Below are 16,165 nucleotides of genomic sequence, written 5' to 3'. Positions count from 1 at the left end.
TAAAGCAATAGGAAGTATACTTTTCAAAGTAAATAGTATGTTTTATATGTGTATAAAACCAAAATTATCCATTATGATGTCCTTGTAAGCGCTTTATAAAATAAACCAAACCAAGGAGGAATATTATGTTGAAGTCCAAATGGTTTAAGACGGTAGGTACGCTTGCTCTGGCAGGTGTGCTGGCCGCGTCAGTCGCGGTGGGCAGTGTCAGTGCCGGATTGGCTAAAGGCAGTAAATTCTTGGGGAATATTATAGCTAACCAGGTACCAAACAATTTCAGTCCGTACTGGAATCAGGTGACGCCGGAGAACTCCACGAAGTGGGGTGCGGTAGAAGGTACGCGTAATGTGATGAATTGGGGCCAGGCAGATATGGCTTACAACTATGCGAAAAACAATAAAATGCCTTTCAAATTCCACACCCTTGTTTGGGGAAATCAGGCACCTAACTGGATGAATGGCCTTTCTGCAACAGATCAGAGAAACGAAGTAATTCAATGGATCAGAGCTGCAGGACAACGCTACTCTCAGTCGGAGTTTGTTGACGTAGTCAATGAGCCGTTGCATGCAAAGCCAGCCTTCCACAATGCGATTGGTGGAGATGGACAGACGGGTTGGGATTGGGTCATCTGGTCATTCCAACAAGCAAGACAAGCCTTCCCGAATTCCAAGTTGCTGATCAATGAATACGGCATTATCGGTGACCCTGCGAAGGCAGATCGATATATCCAAATCATCAACCTTTTGAAAAACAGAGGTCTCGTTGATGGCATCGGTATTCAAGCGCACTACTTCAATATGGACAATGTATCTGTGAACACGATGAACACTGTTCTGAACAAACTGCAAGCAACAGGCCTTCCAGTGTATGTATCTGAGCTGGACATGACTGGCGATGACAATACCCAATTGCAACGTTACCAACAGAAGTTCCCTGTACTGTGGAAGCACCCGGCTGTTAAAGGTGTTACGCTGTGGGGTTACAACGAAAACCAAACTTGGACTAGTGGTTCCCACCTGGTTAGAAGCAATGGCACAGAGCGTCCTGCAATGCAGTGGCTGAAAACCTACATGGCGAACAATCCATAAGCCCAGGTACAGACCTTGGAGTTGGCATTTGTATAAACTTTAGTACAATCACAGGCAGAATGGATTCACTCTACCCGTTTAAATCAGTTAACATGCATTATCCCCTCAAAAGAGACCCTGTCCCACTACGATGTGGGACAGGGTCTTTTAGCTTGCATCAGTATCATGTCATGTTTGCGTTTCTTGCCGTTCATACGGTGTTTTAATTCGCTGTGATCACCATGCTGTTAAAGGAATCGGCTTCTAACTGCACATGAATCGTGTGTCCTTCGGCGAACGTCAAGTGAAGGTCACGGCGATCCGGGAACGGATTGTTAACAACGATAACGAGGCTGTTATCCGGGTTGCGGAAAGCAACGGCTTTGCCGCTCCATGCTCCAGACAGACCCAACCGGCGAGCGCCGTTAACGATATGATGAGCAAAATGTTTCATGACATAATACTCTGGATTACGAGTGACGTCCTTACTTGCAGGATCAACAGTGATCATTGAATTCTGCTCCCAACCCCATGTGCTACGTCCTTTAGGCTCAAGCACCATGTTCCAATAGATATAGGCGTTGACGCCATTACTGAAATAGTGCTGGTAGAGGTTATACACGTGCTTGGCGTAGTTCCAAGAGTTGTTCCCATCCCCGCACTCATTCTCGGTCTGCATGTAACGAAGCTCCGGGTAACTTGCTACGGTACGTTGAATGGCATGTTTGCCTGCCCATTGGTATCCAACCCCTTTTATATAGGAGTAGGCTTTGGGATCGCTGAGCACCAGTCCGGCATATTCATCGAATCCGGTTGTTTTCTTTTTCATCAGTTCTTCCCACGGATCAGGCGCATTGATCGTACCCAGCCAAATTTCGGTGTCCAGACCATGCTTCTCAAAAGCAGGCCCTAGATAATCAGCGATAAATTCACGCAGCTGCTCGCCTGTCCACATGCAGGAAGGAAACTTCTGATCTGCGATCACTTCATTCTGCACATGTACCTGATGAATTGTAATGCCCGCTTCACGGTAGGCTTTAACAAACTTCACAAAATACAAAGCGTAGGCTTCGAGAATGTCCTTTTCCCAGCGCAGTGTTCCGTAGTTGTAAGCTTTGGGGAACTTCATCCAGGTTGGCGGACTCCATGGCGATGCGAATAATTGCAAATCCGGGTTATAACTCAAAGCTTCCTTGATATAAGGGATCAGATATTTGAAATCTCGTTCGATGGAAAAATGGTCCATGGCCACATCTCCGTCTACTTCGTTGTGGCTATACCACTGCTCTGCATAATCACTCGCGCCGATCGGCAGGCGACAGATCGTGAACCGATGTTCCCCTTCCGGGTGGAACAGGGAATGCATGACTTCGTGTCGCTGCTCGTCACTTAAATGGGCCAAAGCCAAATAACCAAGCTCATTGAAGCAACCACCGAACCCTTCAACAAGCTGATGCTGTTCACCGGTTAATTTTAAGTTAGCGCTTTCATTGGTGACTGAAAAAGATAACTGGTTCCACGGCTCTGTAGGTGTAGTCGAAAATCCGTTAAACGTAAATGTCATATGATGATCCTCCTCGTAGGCTGGTGAGTAATCCTTTTGATTACGTTTAGTATACCAACTTCCACTGCAAAAGCAGATGTGCTAATCCGTGCAATATTTACCCTAATCCAAGGTGGTTCGTTTGGAAATGAATCATTATGGAGTGGGAGGGAGTGGCTCACTACACCCATAACACTTATGTTGGCCACAATTAAGGGCTCATCATATAGTTAGCGTGATATACCCTATTCCTCAGAATACAGAAAAAATCCCCGCTAACAATGCAGCGGGGATATGGTTATTTGTTTTCAAAGATCAGAATCGTTTTACTCTTGGCGATATATCCAACGGTTGTATGAAGCTTCTCTGAAATAAATCGAATGGGAACATAGGCATTGCCATCCTTCATTAACAGCGGAGCATCATTCATGATGAGTTCATCGTTAATGGTAACCTGCTTGTTGCTTACGCCCCAGCGAATGATTTGATCCTCTTGGGTAATGACTGCTTCGCGTGTACCGCTGTTCCAGTTCACACGAGCATTTAAATGCTCGGATACAAAGCGAAGAGGCACATACGTCCGGCCTTCATTAATAAAAGGAGCTGCATCAAGTTCGTACGCACGGTCGCCCACATATGCCGTGGTAGACCCTTCGATCAGGCGTTGAAAACGCCCCTGCGGCGTACGCTTCTGCTCTCTGACATTCATCTCGTTCAGTAATTGCATCGTATGACTGCCACTTGTCACATCCAGATAATTGTTATGTACAGTCAGCCCGGCAGTAGCTGTCTCTGCCATCACATTTGATGTGCTTAAGGACATAGAAGTGGAAGCAGAGATGTTGTCTACGCTTTGTACTTCTGAGTTATCGGGTGTGAAGGATAATTCCGAGATTGGTGTTAGATCCCATATCCGGTTATTGGATAACTTCAAGACGTTAAGTTTGGTTAACTCGCGCAACGGCTCCAGATTATAGATCTGATTGGACTCCGCATTCAGCTCCGTTAAGTTTGTTAATGTTGCGATGTCACTCAGTTGCTGGATTTGGTTACCCGAGATATCCAGTTTCCGCAATTCTGTCAAGTGGCTCAGGGGTGCCAGGCGAGATATATGGTTACCTGCCACATTCAGCTCATGCATGGTATCTGGCAACTCTGTGAGAGCATCAAGTGCCGAAATATGATTGTTCGCCACATTCAATTGCGTCAACTGAGTCTGTTCCGCAAGTGGTGTAAGATCGGTTATATCATTATTTGAGATTTCGAGCCATTTCAGCGAATGCAGCTCTGTTAGAGCATTTAGGCTTAAAATCTGATTGCCGCTGGCATGCAGTGTATGTAGTCTGGGAAATTCTCGCACAACGTCAATGGAGGATATCGAATTGTTACTGATATATAGACGTCCCAGTTGCTGTAATGCAGCAAGAGGCTGAATGGTTGTAATGTAATTGTTTCGGACGTCAATCTCGCGAAGCTCCGTCAGGTGTTCCAGTGGTGTGAGATCGGTAATTTCATTACCGTACAGACGCAAATGGGTCAAATTCACGGCATGTTCCAGCCCGGAAAGACTTTGAATGCCTGCATTGCTCAGATCCACCACACGAAGCTGCTTCAGATCTTTAGATGTGAGGTGTTCACCTACAGGAATATTTAAAATTAGCTTGAGTCCTTCCTCTAGCGCAGAATCTTTAATGAGGGAATGATCCGAATCCGTGGTGGTGTATGCCATTGCTTGCCCCGCCGTACCTATACTTAGAATACATATCAACAATACAAGTGTGATTCTCTTCATTACATGCCTTCCCTCCAAATCATAACGTCTCTAGCTTATTAACCCATCTTGGGATTATAGGAACAGTAATTTTATAACGTTTATCTATCTATACTTTTATTCTATATGACAAGAGCCATGCCCTGCACTTTTTCAGCATAACTTTGTGTAAATTATAAAAATTTGCATGGTGATCAACATATTTGCATCACACTGTATTCAACCTCTTGATGAAAAGGGTAAGGATGTACAGAGGTTATATGCGGAGAGGGAGATGTATCGATGAGGAAAGCAATGATCATTAGCAATCCGTCGTCAGGCAAGGAAAAAGCAGAGCATTATGTATCCCAGGTTCGGTCTATTTTGGAAGCAAGTCAATATGCAGTAGTGGTGAACGAAACAGCCGGGGAAGGCGATGCTACCCATTACGGTCTACATGCCTGCAAAGATGGGTGTGATCTGGTCATCTCGATCGGGGGAGATGGCACATTACATGAGACGATCAACGGTATGCTGGATCAGGAACATCGTCCTCTTCTAGGTATCGTTCCACTGGGAACGGTGAATGATTTTGCAAGGGCGTTACATATCTCTCTTGACCCGGAGGAAGCGATCGAGCAGTTACGTTCGGAACAGACCCGGTTGGTCGATCTCGGCATGGTGAATGGGCGACTGTTTGCCAATGTGGTGGCTGCCGGCTCCTTGGCGGAGGCGTTATTCTCTGTTTCGTCCGAGGAAAAATCAAAGCTGGGATCATTCGCTTATCTGAAAGAAGGATTGAAGGATCTGGTAAACACATCGGCAAACGTTCTGAAGATCGAATATGACGGGCAATTCTGGGAAGGAGAGTCACCGCTTTTTGTGGCGGCCCTTACTAACTCGGTCGGAGGATTCGAAAAATTGTCACCGGATGCAGAGGTAGACGACGGGCTGATTCACTGCTTTGTGATTCAAAATATCGGTGTATTCAACAGCGTGACCTTAGGCACTTCTTTGTTCTTCGGCAATCTGAAGGAGCATAAGGACGTGCACTATTTTACAGCCAAAGAAGTGCATGTTCGCTCCGACGAAACCATTCGTACGAATGTGGATGGGGAGGAAGGCCCTGCTTTACCGATTGATATCCGTGTATTGCCTGGTTATATGAAGGTGATCGTGCCGGAAAAAGATTAACGATTACTGCCCAAGGCTGGGCGGTTTTACTTATAACAAATCATTTCTCCATATAAATGTGGGGAAAGTCTATTGAAACCGATTGCAGATATATGTCACAATCATAGACGGAAGACAGGCATGGACATACATATATGGATATGTATCAGGGTCTCATGCACACAAACTATTTTTGAATATGGAGGGGAAACATCTTGAGAACCATTAAACTGGGCAGCAGTGCACTCGATGTGCCTGTAGTTGCTGTAGGCTGTATGCGAATCAATTCATTAGACAGTAAGGACGCGGAGCATTTTGTACGTTCTGCTATGGAAATAGGCGCGAATTTCTTCGATCACGCTGATATTTACGGCACAGGAACATGTGAGGAGATTTTCGCCGATGCTGTGCAGATGAATCCCCAGGTTCGTGAAAATTTGATTCTTCAATCCAAATGCGGCATTCGCAAGGGTATGTTTGATTTCTCCAAAGAGCATATCCTGAATTCGGTGGATGGCATTCTGCAACGTCTAAGAACGGAATATCTGGATGTGTTGCTCTTGCACCGCCCGGATGCACTTGTTGAACCGGAGGAAGTGGCTGAAGCATTCGATCAGTTGGAGCGTGAGGGAAAAGTGCGCCACTTCGGCGTGTCCAACCAGAATCCGAACCAGATCGCATTGCTCAAAAAATATGTCAAACAACCTCTGGTAGCCAACCAGCTGCAGATGAGTATTACCAACACGACGATGATCGATAGCGGCATCAACGTGAATATGGAGAATGACGCTGCGGTGAACAGAGATGGCAGCATTCTGGATTACTGCCGTCTGCATGATATTACCATTCAACCGTGGTCTCCGTTCCAATACGGATTCTTCGAGGGTGTCTTCCTTGGCAATGAGAAATTCCCGGAATTGAATGCAAAGATCGATGAGATCGCTGCGAAGTATGACGTGAGCAATACGACCATTGCGATTGCGTGGTTGCTTCGTCACCCTGCCAAGATGCAACCTGTGACAGGCACAATGAATATTGGACGTCTGCAAGATTGTGTGAAAGCAGGTGAGGTTCACCTCACTCGTCCAGAGTGGTATGAAATCTATCGTGCTGCAGGGAATGTACTGCCTTAGGTCACATTAGATTGAGTATGGAATAACACCGTGAAATACGCTGAATACGTAATGATATTCGGACAAATGACACGAGCCTGTCTGGCTCGTGTTTTTTTGTGCAGTTGGGTCTTGGAAGAACAGACCATTTCGATATAAAATATAGATACATATTTTATCGCTCTAAAAGGATTAAAATGTAATTAATACAAATTAGTTGAAATTATTTTATTGTAATGCAAGTATATATTACATATAATTACTTTTGCATGTACCTGTAATCTCGCTTTTTGTGTTTTTATTTTGGAGGGTGGTGTTCCCTTGAAGCCGACAACAACCACGATACGCGATCATTTAGCAAGCTATCTGAAGCGTGAACAGATGTCGATCAGTTTATTTTCAGAGCTGTCCGGAATTAATTCTGGCACACTCAGCAACATTTTGAATAAGAATCGACCTATCTCCATGCAGCAGCTGGACCGTATTACGGTAGCTATGAAGCTTGCAGCGGGCCATTTCTATGAGTTGTATATTGATGAGTGCTTTGTGCACGCAACGCCGGATTGGCGGAGGTTAGGCCCTTTTCTGCATCGATGTGCTGAACTGGATAAGCTGGACTGTATCGAAGAGGTCGTTCGTCTGATGATGGATAATCTTTCGTATATCCCGATGTTATTTGATGTGGCGGAGGAGTTCTATCATGCTGGTAAATGGAAACCGGCAACTCTCTTATATGAAACAATCGCTGAAAGTGAGAAGATGCAACATTCCGAGCGGCTTGCGCTCTGTCAGTATCGTCTGTTCAAGCTCGGACTGTCGAATGATCAGCAGCGGAATGTTATTATTGCGGCTCAATTTGAATATTATGTGGATCGACTGGATGAACGCTATCAACTGGATGCATTAAATGAATTGATTAATGCGTTTGCCTCACTTCATCGGTGGAGTAAGGTGCAGGAGTTATCAGAGAAACTGCGGGTGAAGGCAACCATTCACTATGAATTGAATGGGAGAAAGAAAGCGGAAGAAACGAAACGACCTATCATTTTTTATGTTATGTATGCTTATTTGGCATCGGGAAGTGCGTATTTCCATTTAGACAACTATGAGATGGCCCTCAAATATGTTTCGTTATACACCGATTCCTCTTGGGTCAAAGGTCCGGATCATGAAGAAATGGTTGTTATTCAACAATTTCAGGAATGGGCTGAAGGGAATCGTTATATATATCAATTAATGGCTGGACAGTTCGAAATTCTTCCTCAGTATCTGGCCTACATTTCAACAAAAGAGAACGAGATCTTTCCTGCGCTATGTGATATTGTTACTGCGGCAAATCGATACGATATGGATATCGATGATGTGTTAGAAGAGTATGCACCGCATTTTACTTATCAGGAGCAACGGAACCGAATTGGAAAAGTCAGCAAGCAGGTTACGGATGATCGTTACGTCCGATTATTGGCTGGATTGGGCAAGTATTATCTGAAGAGGGATCACTTTGCACAAGGTTTAAATTTTGTTCTGGATAGCTTAAGTTTTGCTATTGAAATTAGTGATGGACGAGGTATGCTTAGAAGTGTCGGACTATTCGAACAATACAGGGATTACGCGTCCGATACTGCTATACAGCAATACAAAATCTTGATTGGTGAGGTGCAAAAAATCAATGAAGAAAAAACTGGCTTTGCTGATAGTTACTTGTAGTATCGCGGTGAACATCCTGCCGACCGTTACCGGGCCATCTCCAGTCAAGGAAGATACCCCTCCTCCAATCTACCGAACGAATGATCACGGTTTAGGGACATAAGCCTGAGCCACAGAACGCTTCTGAATAACTCAGAGGCGTTCTTTTTTGTATGTATAAACGGTCCAGTAACGCATAGAAGAGCATATCTGTCATACCCTCATTAAACTACCGATTGGCATAATAAGCTAAAATATGACAAAAGGAGGGGGTGCTATGGATCGTATGGAATTAAAATCACAGATCGAAGACGCGAGACAACAGCTACATCAGATACAACTGCAATATGGCAGTCTGCTTCATCCTGAAGTGATCAGACAATCCGTAGTACTTGACGCTCTCCTGAACCAATATAACCGAATCCGTGTGGAGAAGTTGATCAATTAACAAGGGTCTATTTACATTTATGTTCTTGTATACTATAGTTAGTTACATGAGTAACTAACCGACTAACTAATTAAGAAAAGAAAAAATTGACCCCCATATAAGACACACGCAAATCATTATTATGTATGAAAGTTGGAAACAGATGAAATCGACCTTGGATGAATCCCAGCCTATTTTTCATCAGATCGCCATGATGATCATGGATGATATTGTGGAAGGCAGATTGAGAGTGGAGGAGCAGGTTCCCTCGACGAATGAACTATCACGCTTTTACAATATTAATCCGGCTACGGCGCGAAAGGGGCTACAGGAGTTGGTAGACAAAGGCATCATATACAAACAGCGAGGTGTGGGAATGTTTGTTGCCAAAGGAGCCAGAGAAGCCTTACTTGTTGAACGAAAGCGACATTTTTACGAAGAATACATCAAGCCTTTACTTGAAGAAGCCGGACGTATTCGGATGGACGAGGACATGATTATTGATCTGATTCGCGGTAAGAAGGATAAGGAGAGTGAAATATGATTCATATGGAGCAGGTATGTTACAGCTATCAAAAGAGTAAACCCTCTATTCTGAACAGTGTCACCCTGCATGAGAATGAACCTGTAATTGGTGCAATTTGGGGAAGGAACGGTGCTGGTAAAACGACGCTAATGAGTCTGCTCGCCGGACACAACCGTCCTGACAGTGGCAGCATTCAAATTATGGGTCAGGACCCGTACAATAATCTGTCTGCTCAAGGGCATCTATGTTATATCCAGGAGAATCATCCGCTCGGTAAAAACTGGACAATGAATGATCTGGTCAGCATCGGATCACATTTCCATTCACAATGGGATCAACAACTTGCCAAGCGGCTCATCGATGTTTTTGAACTGCCGTCCAAACAGAAAATGAGTAAATTTTCGAAGGGCATGAAGACAGCTGCTCAAATAATTCTGGGGCTGTGCAGTAACGCCAGTGTGACGATTATGGATGAGCCTACGAATGGACTCGATGCCGAGAAACGAAAACTTTTCTATGAAGCATTATTGGAAACGTATGAAGATAACCCTCGTCTGGTTCTGATATCAACACATCATATCGAAGAGGTACAGCCTTTGTGTGAAACCCTGATTGTGGTACATCAAGGTAAAGTGTTATATCATCACCCCATGGAGGAGATGCGCGAACGAGGAGTTCTTCTAACAGGGTTAATTCAAGATGTGGAGATAGCCTCTGCAGGTGCTAATATTATTGATTCTGCTCGCATGGGTACAACCGGCAAAGTGATGATTGATGATATGTATTCGAAGGAATGGGCAGCCAAGGCTGGGCATCATGGGCTTTCCATTGAAAAAGCAACGCTCCAGGATTATCTGGTGAATGTAACGCGGAAGGAGGAGGTGAGAGCATGAATGCAGTAAAAGGAACGAATCGGCTAATTTTAGATGACATGCGTTTATATATGCTGATCTTTACATCCATTGCGCTTGGGTTGACAGCAGTCTATGTCGCGATTGGTTTTCTGTTTCACGTCAGTTATTCCTCGCAGTTGTTCGGGCCGATGTATGGAGGAATCTGTACTTTTGCCATTGCAGGTCTGATCACGTTATACCCGGTAGCCATTGGTATGGGCAGTACACGGATTCAATTTATGAAATCATTCTATACGATGGGAGCCTTTATGGTTGTAGGCACGATGGTCATCTGCATTTGATCTATGGGGTTGTTCATCTGCTGAACGTCGGGGGATGGCTACAGGTCACGTTGTATCAACCGGGAATGCTCTATTCTTCGAGTTATCTTGTGTTCCCATACCTGTGGATTGACATGATGCTGGGGCTCTTGGTACTCGGTCTATCTGTTTTCTTGACGGTTTGCTGGATTCGGCTGGGCCTGCGTAATTTCCTGATTCTGTTGTTTGGCTTTGGTCTGGTGCTGTCGCTGGTGATTGCATTTGGAGATATGAGACAATTCACGCTCTGGATTGCCTATCAAAATCGAATGCTCGTATTCACTGTGCTGGGTGTAATCGGTGGCGCGCTGCTTCTGTCCACCTATCCCATGATGAAGCATGCTCCGTTGGTACGCAAAGGCAGCAAAGACTAACTGTGATGAATTACAGAGTTTAAGCCGTTAGGGGAACGCAAATGAGGATGTTCAGTAATAATCACACCAGTAATTAGACACGAGGGATAAGAAAAACACGAGGACGTATGCTCGCCTCGTGTTTTTCTTTGTCGTCTCTTATGGGTTGTACTTTAATCTAAGCGTGAGCTTGCGGTTTGAATCCTTCCTCTTCAAGATACTCGCCAGCCTCGCCGCGTGATTCAAAAGCCATCTCCAGCTCCGAACCAGCATATACACACCACATATCATTGTCATATTTTAAAGTAAGTGTGTGTCCCTCTTCATTGATCCAGATACCACCGCTTGATGACAGGATAACCGGGGCAGATTCTTTAGGGGATGGTACGTTCTCAGTCACTTCAACTGCGTCTGGATTATGAGACATCGCTTTGAGTGTTGCATCCAGCAATGTACGCAGATCTGCTTCGGAGTAATCACGGACATTGACGAACCCTTTTGCATCCGTCTCGTAGTTTGGCAATAACCCTGCATAGATATAGCCGTTACCGTTCGGGTGAATATGGAGTGCTACAATTTTTTTCTCGTAGGCACTGTCCTCGTAGTGGAAATTCACACGACCCAGAGAAACATTTTTACGCTGCAGCTGTGGGTACGACTCCAGAATTTCAAGCTTTTGTTCAACGTTAAGCATATGTGCCTCCTGTTACTGTTAGGTAGTGGGATTATACCACAGGTGAAGGCTGGAAACATCCTATCTTCTCTCCGTGCGGGACGGCATGGTATGAACACACCTCATCAGTATAATCCTTATGCTCCTGTTAAAATACGTTGCCCAAGTGCTTTCAGGTTCTCCATAACTTGCAGATAAGGATAAGGCCCGTAGCTGATTCGTGCTACCCCTAGTGTGGCCAAATGTCTCGGTGAAGGTTCGTTGGAGGTTACCATCACGTTGACGGGGATTGGCGAACAGTCACATAGTTCCTGAATCCAATGCTGATCCTGTAAACCTGGAATGAATATACCGTTTGCCCCTGCTTCCGCATATGCCTCGGACCGTGCAATTGCTTCGTTAACTAATACTTCATCATGTTTCTCAGCAACTTGTTGCAGAAATAAATCGGTGCGTGCATTGATAAAAAGGGGAATGCCTGCCTCGCTTGCAGCTTCGCGAGCAGCGGATAATCTCAGACATTGTTCTGTGACGCTGTACAGGCCTTCACCATGTGGCAACTGGTCCTCGATATTAATACCTACTGCCCCATGTTCAATAATTTGCAACACGTTTTGCTTCACTTCTGACACGGACCTGCCATACCCTCCCTCTATATCGATGGTTACAGGCAGATCTACGCTCTTTGTAATACGTGAAAGATTAGCAAGCACCAATTGGAACGGAAGGGCTTCACCATCCTGTTCCCCATGAGCGGCGGCAACAGACCAGCTTCCCGTAGCAATAGCTTTGGCACCTGTAGATTGAATGGTCTGCGCGCTCCCGGCATCCCACACGTTCACCAGTACGAGTGGTTGTCCCTTCACATGATATTGATGAAATTGTTCAGCTTTTTCTTTCTGTGTGCAATGGTTGTTTTTCATTTTGGCTCACTTCCTTTATAGAAATAGATAAGGTGCTGTTACTGAAAATTCCTACTGTAATGACATCTGTCTCTCGTGCTGAAGCAGCCAATTTTTCCGTGTCAGTCCACCTCCATATCCGCCCAATTCACCACTTGCGTTAATCACACGGTGACACGGAATAACAATAGCTAGCTGATTTGCCCCGTTCGCTTGGGCTACGGCCCGGCATGCAGAAGGTTTTCCAACGGCTTTTGCGATCTCCTGATAAGATCTCGTTTCCCCGGCCGGAATGGCTAATAACGCATCCCATACCTGCTTCTGAAATGGTGTTCCTAAACAGAACAACGCCGTGTCGAAAGCTGTCCTTTTGCCGTCGAAATATTCATTTAATTCCCGTTCAATAGATTGAATAGGTGCTGTTGTGCCAGGTACAATCGCAGATTCGGTGCGCTTGCGCAGGCGTTCCACCTCGCGTTCCAGCCCTCGGCGATCAATGAATTCGATTAAATATAAAGCCTGCTCATCCGCTATAGCCATCATGGGGCCAAGTCTGGTATCGATCCAGGCTGCCCTTAGTACCCGTTCGTCATCTACATGTGTAGGTGCGGCTCCCATAATTCTTGAAAAGGCATCCCGGAATCCACTGCTGGATTCATATCCGGTGGAGAGTTGGCTATCAATGACAGTGCGCCCTGAACGAATATGTTTCAGTGCTAGTCCCATACGCCGTGCGCGAGCGTATTCGACAAAGGTCATCCCGAATCTTTTTTTGAACTGACGGCGAGCAGTAGATTCATCAATGGATAGTGCCTTGAAATCTTGCCCTTTCCAGCGTTTTTCCGGCTCTTTCTCAACCGCCTCCACCAGCATGCGAACCACATCCGAAACATGATTGGGGTGAGATAAAGGCCGGCATCGCTGGCATGGTCGAAAGGACGCAAGCAGGGCTTGCTGAGCGGTTTCATAAAATTCGCAGTTCTCAAATTTAGGTTTCCGAGCCGGGCAGGTGGGACGACAGAACACCCCTGTTGTTTTAACACCGACATAGAATAAACCTTCATATTCTGAATCCTTAGCGATCAGTGCCTGGTAATACTGTTCCTTTAGATCTGCAGAGATCATAAACCGCACGTCCTTACTCCAGTAGAATCACAATCTTTCCCTTATTATAGGGCAGAATCACACGTCCCATCGCCGAAAATCAGGCATCTATTCTCGAATTGAAACTTTTGTTCAGTCGGCCCGAGCATTGTTCAGAATTTGTTTAGAATGAAGTGATAACATAGACCTATGTATACGATTAAAAGCTAGTAATATGTGCCTATTTGTCTTTAGAGAGAGATAAAAATTATGTTGTTAAGTGAAGTTATATAGGCAAGCGAGTTGAAGATTGACGAAAAAGGAAGATAACAATCGGGGGTCAGATGGAAATGAAGTATTCCACGTACAAAAGCATTCATGAACCTGAGCAGGTTCTAAGAACCAAGCCGGAATTCTCATATGAAAAACACGCTTCAAGGCTCTTTCTACGAGATCAGATCACACGCCCGGCGATGATTAAGCTACTCATTACGATGAGCGTATTTATTGCTGGTTGCAGTGTAGTATTCAAGGCATCGGCGGGAGATCAGCCTTTGCTGCTGAATGAACAGGTTGTTGTATCTTCGGGGGATACACTATGGAGTATATCTCTTGCGAACAAACCGGATCAGATGGATACTCGGATTTATGTCGAAGCGCTCAAAGATACAAACCAGTTGTCGCACGGTACCATTCAGACAGGACAGGTGCTGGAGTTGCCGCAATTCCAACATTAATGATAAGAATTGATACACGTCTGATTCCCATCTTTTTGCATGAAAACTCATACACTCATCACTACAAAAGAACAAGTGCAGTCTGGAATTTTAAAATCATTTACATATTATGGAGCTTCATGAGGGACGATATGGTGTAGTGATGAATAAGGTTCTAATCTGTGTGTGTGAATTATGCAAGAAGAACGAAGGGAGAAGATGGAGTATGAAACAGGGGATCAAGAGATCTGCACTGTATACTGCTGTGTTATGTATGGTCATTATTATTAGCGCCTGTGGCGCCAAAAATAATAAAGAGTCTGTACAGGAGCACGCTTACCCGCAATCCAAGCAACCGATCGAGGAAGCTGGACAGGGATCTATACCTAATGCAGAGGCCAAAAACAAAAATGATCAGAATAGCGCAAAAGGTGAAGAGGGCAAGATGCAGACGCAGTCTAACGCTGCGGCAATGTCAGAGGATATTGATATTGTCATTGATCAATCGGATAAACCGAGTGAAGGCAACAGCTTTGATTTTGCGATCAAACAAGTGCCCAAAGGTTACAGCCTAACGGAAATGCGCTGGACATCCAACACGGTAACGATTGTGAATACGATGCAGGAAGCGATAGAGCATGGCGGGAACGGAGAGGACGGTTTTTATTTTAGCGGCAATGGACAGTTTTCAGGCTTTATCTATTCGGACGAGATGAAGGGTGAACGCGGAAAAGCCACATTTGTATTCACCAATGATGAGGGTAATATGCTGATGGCCGAGAAGGAGATTCATTTGAAGTAAGCAAAGAACGACCAGGAGACGGAGAAACATAAATCATTGTACGGATATAAATAAAACGGGAAAAGCAGCCATAGGGCTGCTTTTTTGATGTTCATCATCGTTAGCTTAGAAGTTGTTTTTTTACGATGAATAATAGACCGTTTCTACATAAATTCAAAGAAATAACGAACGACGTGGAACATGACCGGCGAAGTGTAGGTGAGACTGTCGACCCTGCTGAGATAACTTTTTTTGAGTGCATCCGACTTGTTGTCATCCCCGATGAGCAGATCCCGTTTCAGCACAGATACGGTGAGGCTGCCGAAGAATCCGGCAAGGCCAATCAGTGCCCCGATAAACAACGAAAATGGCCAATCAAATGGTGTCAGGTAGGGATAGATGAAATAGGAGGCCGCCGTCGTGACCAGGAATGCACACACAAACCCTTCCCAAGTGATAAAAGGATTGGCTGTAGGCACCACTTTTCGTTTGCCCAGATAAAGAGATACGAGATAGTGCACCACATCATTAAGCTGTGTTAGCACAACGAGGAACAACACCAGTTTCGATCCGTACTCGGGTGAGGCAAACGGAAAATAAGCGAGATGACTTAATCCAAACACCATGAGCATGAGTCCCCACTGGGTGGAGCTGACACTACGCAGGAATCCGATCGTTCCCTTGTTGATCAGACGTGGCATGGGCAAGACGAGAAATACATAGAGCGGAATAAAGATGATGAACATGCCATACCACCCAATGTATATCCAGTAAAACTGCACCGGGATCGCGAGATATGCCCATAGAAATAGACGGCGGTCGGCTTTGCGGGTGTTACGGATCATGGAGAAGTATTCCTTCAGCGAGAAAAATGCCAGCACCATGAGCGAGATCAGCGAGACAATGGGATTAAACAGGGTAGCAAGGCAAAAGATGGCCAGCATCCCCCACCAGGTTTTAATTTTTGTTCCAATGCCCGAATAATCCTTATCCGGCTGCAGTTTGGCAATCACTTTGTACACAATATGTATAACGAGTAGAGCTGCGAAAATCAGAGTTAATGTCAGTAGAGAGCTGTTCATGTACGAAGATCACCTGCTTATTCAATGTGAGATTCCATTATAGGGTACCTATGTTATTATGAAGGAATAGTGCCAACT

General features: G+C 45.0%; 17 protein-coding genes. 11 read left to right on the top strand and 6 right to left on the bottom strand.

Annotation, left to right across the window (positions count from 1 at the left end; translation table 11 throughout):
• The first annotated feature begins 125 nt into the window (after window positions 1-125).
• Window positions 126-1,088: an endo-1,4-beta-xylanase gene (locus ACT89M_RS27810; RefSeq protein WP_154889866.1), complete on the top strand. Its 963-nt coding sequence runs from the start codon at window positions 126-128 to the stop codon at window positions 1,086-1,088.
• Between the two features lie 202 nt (window positions 1,089-1,290).
• Here the strand turns inward: ACT89M_RS27810 and ACT89M_RS27805 are convergent, their stop codons facing one another.
• The gene (locus ACT89M_RS27805; protein ID WP_154889867.1) at window positions 1,291-2,631 is read right to left on the bottom strand and encodes a glycoside hydrolase family 30 protein; all 1,341 of its coding nucleotides are present in this window, start codon (window positions 2,629-2,631) and stop codon (window positions 1,291-1,293) included.
• 277 nt (window positions 2,632-2,908) lie between these two features.
• Window positions 2,909-4,402, bottom strand: coding sequence for a leucine-rich repeat domain-containing protein (locus ACT89M_RS27800; protein WP_154889868.1), 1,494 nt, complete (start codon window positions 4,400-4,402; stop codon window positions 2,909-2,911).
• A 261-nt stretch (window positions 4,403-4,663) separates the two neighbouring features.
• Here ACT89M_RS27800 and ACT89M_RS27795 point away from each other — a divergent pair, with 261 nt between their 5' ends.
• From ACT89M_RS27795 to ACT89M_RS27760, 8 genes are all read left to right on the top strand, one after another.
• Window positions 4,664-5,554 carry a diacylglycerol/lipid kinase family protein gene (locus ACT89M_RS27795; protein WP_154889869.1) on the top strand — a complete coding sequence of 297 codons (891 nt, stop codon included), beginning with the start codon at window positions 4,664-4,666 and terminating at the stop codon, window positions 5,552-5,554.
• 194 nt (window positions 5,555-5,748) lie between these two features.
• Window positions 5,749-6,666, top strand: coding sequence for an aldo/keto reductase (locus ACT89M_RS27790; RefSeq protein ID WP_090921150.1), 918 nt, complete (start codon window positions 5,749-5,751; stop codon window positions 6,664-6,666).
• 300 nt (window positions 6,667-6,966) lie between these two features.
• Window positions 6,967-8,352, top strand: a complete 1,386-nt coding sequence (locus ACT89M_RS27785) for a helix-turn-helix domain-containing protein (RefSeq protein WP_308722561.1) — start codon at window positions 6,967-6,969, stop codon at window positions 8,350-8,352.
• Between the two features lie 256 nt (window positions 8,353-8,608).
• Window positions 8,609-8,779 carry an aspartyl-phosphate phosphatase Spo0E family protein gene (locus ACT89M_RS27780; protein WP_090921152.1) on the top strand — a complete coding sequence of 57 codons (171 nt, stop codon included), beginning with the start codon at window positions 8,609-8,611 and terminating at the stop codon, window positions 8,777-8,779.
• A gap of 142 nt (window positions 8,780-8,921) precedes the next feature.
• Window positions 8,922-9,302, top strand: coding sequence for a GntR family transcriptional regulator (locus ACT89M_RS27775; RefSeq protein WP_154890329.1), 381 nt, complete (start codon window positions 8,922-8,924; stop codon window positions 9,300-9,302).
• The gene (locus tag ACT89M_RS27770) at window positions 9,299-10,177 is read left to right on the top strand and encodes an ATP-binding cassette domain-containing protein (RefSeq protein WP_154889870.1); all 879 of its coding nucleotides are present in this window, start codon (window positions 9,299-9,301) and stop codon (window positions 10,175-10,177) included. The genes ACT89M_RS27775 and ACT89M_RS27770 overlap by 4 nt, the downstream gene beginning before the upstream one ends.
• A complete protein-coding gene (locus ACT89M_RS27765) occupies window positions 10,174-10,479 on the top strand; it encodes a hypothetical protein (protein WP_308722562.1) in 306 nt (101 codons plus the stop codon). The genes ACT89M_RS27770 and ACT89M_RS27765 overlap by 4 nt, the downstream gene beginning before the upstream one ends.
• The gene (locus ACT89M_RS27760; RefSeq protein WP_308722563.1) at window positions 10,476-10,871 is read left to right on the top strand and encodes a hypothetical protein; all 396 of its coding nucleotides are present in this window, start codon (window positions 10,476-10,478) and stop codon (window positions 10,869-10,871) included. The genes ACT89M_RS27765 and ACT89M_RS27760 overlap by 4 nt, the downstream gene beginning before the upstream one ends.
• Window positions 10,872-11,028: 157 nt before the next feature.
• On the opposite strand, the gene ACT89M_RS27755 is transcribed toward ACT89M_RS27760, so the two are convergent.
• The 3 genes from ACT89M_RS27755 to ACT89M_RS27745 form a co-directional block, all read right to left on the bottom strand.
• Window positions 11,029-11,544, bottom strand: coding sequence for a hypothetical protein (locus tag ACT89M_RS27755; protein WP_154889872.1), 516 nt, complete (start codon window positions 11,542-11,544; stop codon window positions 11,029-11,031).
• A 116-nt stretch (window positions 11,545-11,660) separates the two neighbouring features.
• A complete protein-coding gene (locus ACT89M_RS27750; RefSeq protein WP_154889874.1) occupies window positions 11,661-12,446 on the bottom strand; it encodes an isocitrate lyase/PEP mutase family protein in 786 nt (261 codons plus the stop codon).
• Window positions 12,447-12,497: 51 nt separating this feature from the next.
• Entirely contained in the window at window positions 12,498-13,550 is a 1,053-nt protein-coding gene (locus tag ACT89M_RS27745; RefSeq protein WP_154890330.1) for a bifunctional transcriptional activator/DNA repair enzyme AdaA, read from the bottom strand.
• Window positions 13,551-13,852: 302 nt separating this feature from the next.
• On the opposite strand from ACT89M_RS27745, the gene ACT89M_RS27740 reads away from it, so the two are divergent.
• Window positions 13,853-14,245 carry a LysM peptidoglycan-binding domain-containing protein gene (locus ACT89M_RS27740; protein ID WP_154889876.1) on the top strand — a complete coding sequence of 131 codons (393 nt, stop codon included), beginning with the start codon at window positions 13,853-13,855 and terminating at the stop codon, window positions 14,243-14,245.
• A 205-nt stretch (window positions 14,246-14,450) separates the two neighbouring features.
• Entirely contained in the window at window positions 14,451-15,026 is a 576-nt protein-coding gene (locus ACT89M_RS27735) for a hypothetical protein (RefSeq protein ID WP_308722565.1), read from the top strand.
• A gap of 143 nt (window positions 15,027-15,169) precedes the next feature.
• Here ACT89M_RS27735 and ACT89M_RS27730 read toward each other — a convergent pair whose 3' ends face one another.
• Entirely contained in the window at window positions 15,170-16,087 is a 918-nt protein-coding gene (locus ACT89M_RS27730; RefSeq protein WP_090921168.1) for a phosphatidate cytidylyltransferase, read from the bottom strand.
• Between the last annotated feature and the right edge of the window lie 78 nt (window positions 16,088-16,165).

This window comes from Paenibacillus sp. NN59 (genome assembly GCF_057597225.1).
Note: the sequence above shows the minus strand (reverse complement) of the source record. Positions and strands in the feature narration are given on the sequence as shown.

Excerpts from the sequence above, each read along its gene's own strand:
- ACT89M_RS27735 (WP_308722565.1), top strand. The coding sequence starts at position 14,451 with ATGAAACAGGGGATCAAGAGATCTGCACTGTATACTGCTGTGTTATGT.
- ACT89M_RS27795 (WP_154889869.1), top strand. The coding sequence starts at position 4,664 with ATGAGGAAAGCAATGATCATTAGCAATCCGTCGTCAGGCAAGGAAAAA.
- ACT89M_RS27805 (WP_154889867.1), bottom strand. The coding sequence starts at position 2,631 with ATGACATTTACGTTTAACGGATTTTCGACTACACCTACAGAGCCGTGG.
- ACT89M_RS27740 (WP_154889876.1), top strand. The coding sequence starts at position 13,853 with ATGGAAATGAAGTATTCCACGTACAAAAGCATTCATGAACCTGAGCAG.
- ACT89M_RS27765 (WP_308722562.1), top strand. The coding sequence starts at position 10,174 with ATGAATGCAGTAAAAGGAACGAATCGGCTAATTTTAGATGACATGCGT.
- ACT89M_RS27730 (WP_090921168.1), bottom strand. The coding sequence starts at position 16,087 with ATGAACAGCTCTCTACTGACATTAACTCTGATTTTCGCAGCTCTACTC.
- ACT89M_RS27800 (WP_154889868.1), bottom strand. The coding sequence starts at position 4,402 with ATGAAGAGAATCACACTTGTATTGTTGATATGTATTCTAAGTATAGGT.
- ACT89M_RS27810 (WP_154889866.1), top strand. The coding sequence starts at position 126 with ATGTTGAAGTCCAAATGGTTTAAGACGGTAGGTACGCTTGCTCTGGCA.
- ACT89M_RS27770 (WP_154889870.1), top strand. The coding sequence starts at position 9,299 with ATGATTCATATGGAGCAGGTATGTTACAGCTATCAAAAGAGTAAACCC.
- ACT89M_RS27750 (WP_154889874.1), bottom strand. The coding sequence starts at position 12,446 with ATGAAAAACAACCATTGCACACAGAAAGAAAAAGCTGAACAATTTCAT.
- ACT89M_RS27780 (WP_090921152.1), top strand. The coding sequence starts at position 8,609 with ATGGATCGTATGGAATTAAAATCACAGATCGAAGACGCGAGACAACAG.
- ACT89M_RS27775 (WP_154890329.1), top strand. The coding sequence starts at position 8,922 with ATGAAATCGACCTTGGATGAATCCCAGCCTATTTTTCATCAGATCGCC.
- ACT89M_RS27745 (WP_154890330.1), bottom strand. The coding sequence starts at position 13,550 with ATGATCTCTGCAGATCTAAAGGAACAGTATTACCAGGCACTGATCGCT.
- ACT89M_RS27755 (WP_154889872.1), bottom strand. The coding sequence starts at position 11,544 with ATGCTTAACGTTGAACAAAAGCTTGAAATTCTGGAGTCGTACCCACAG.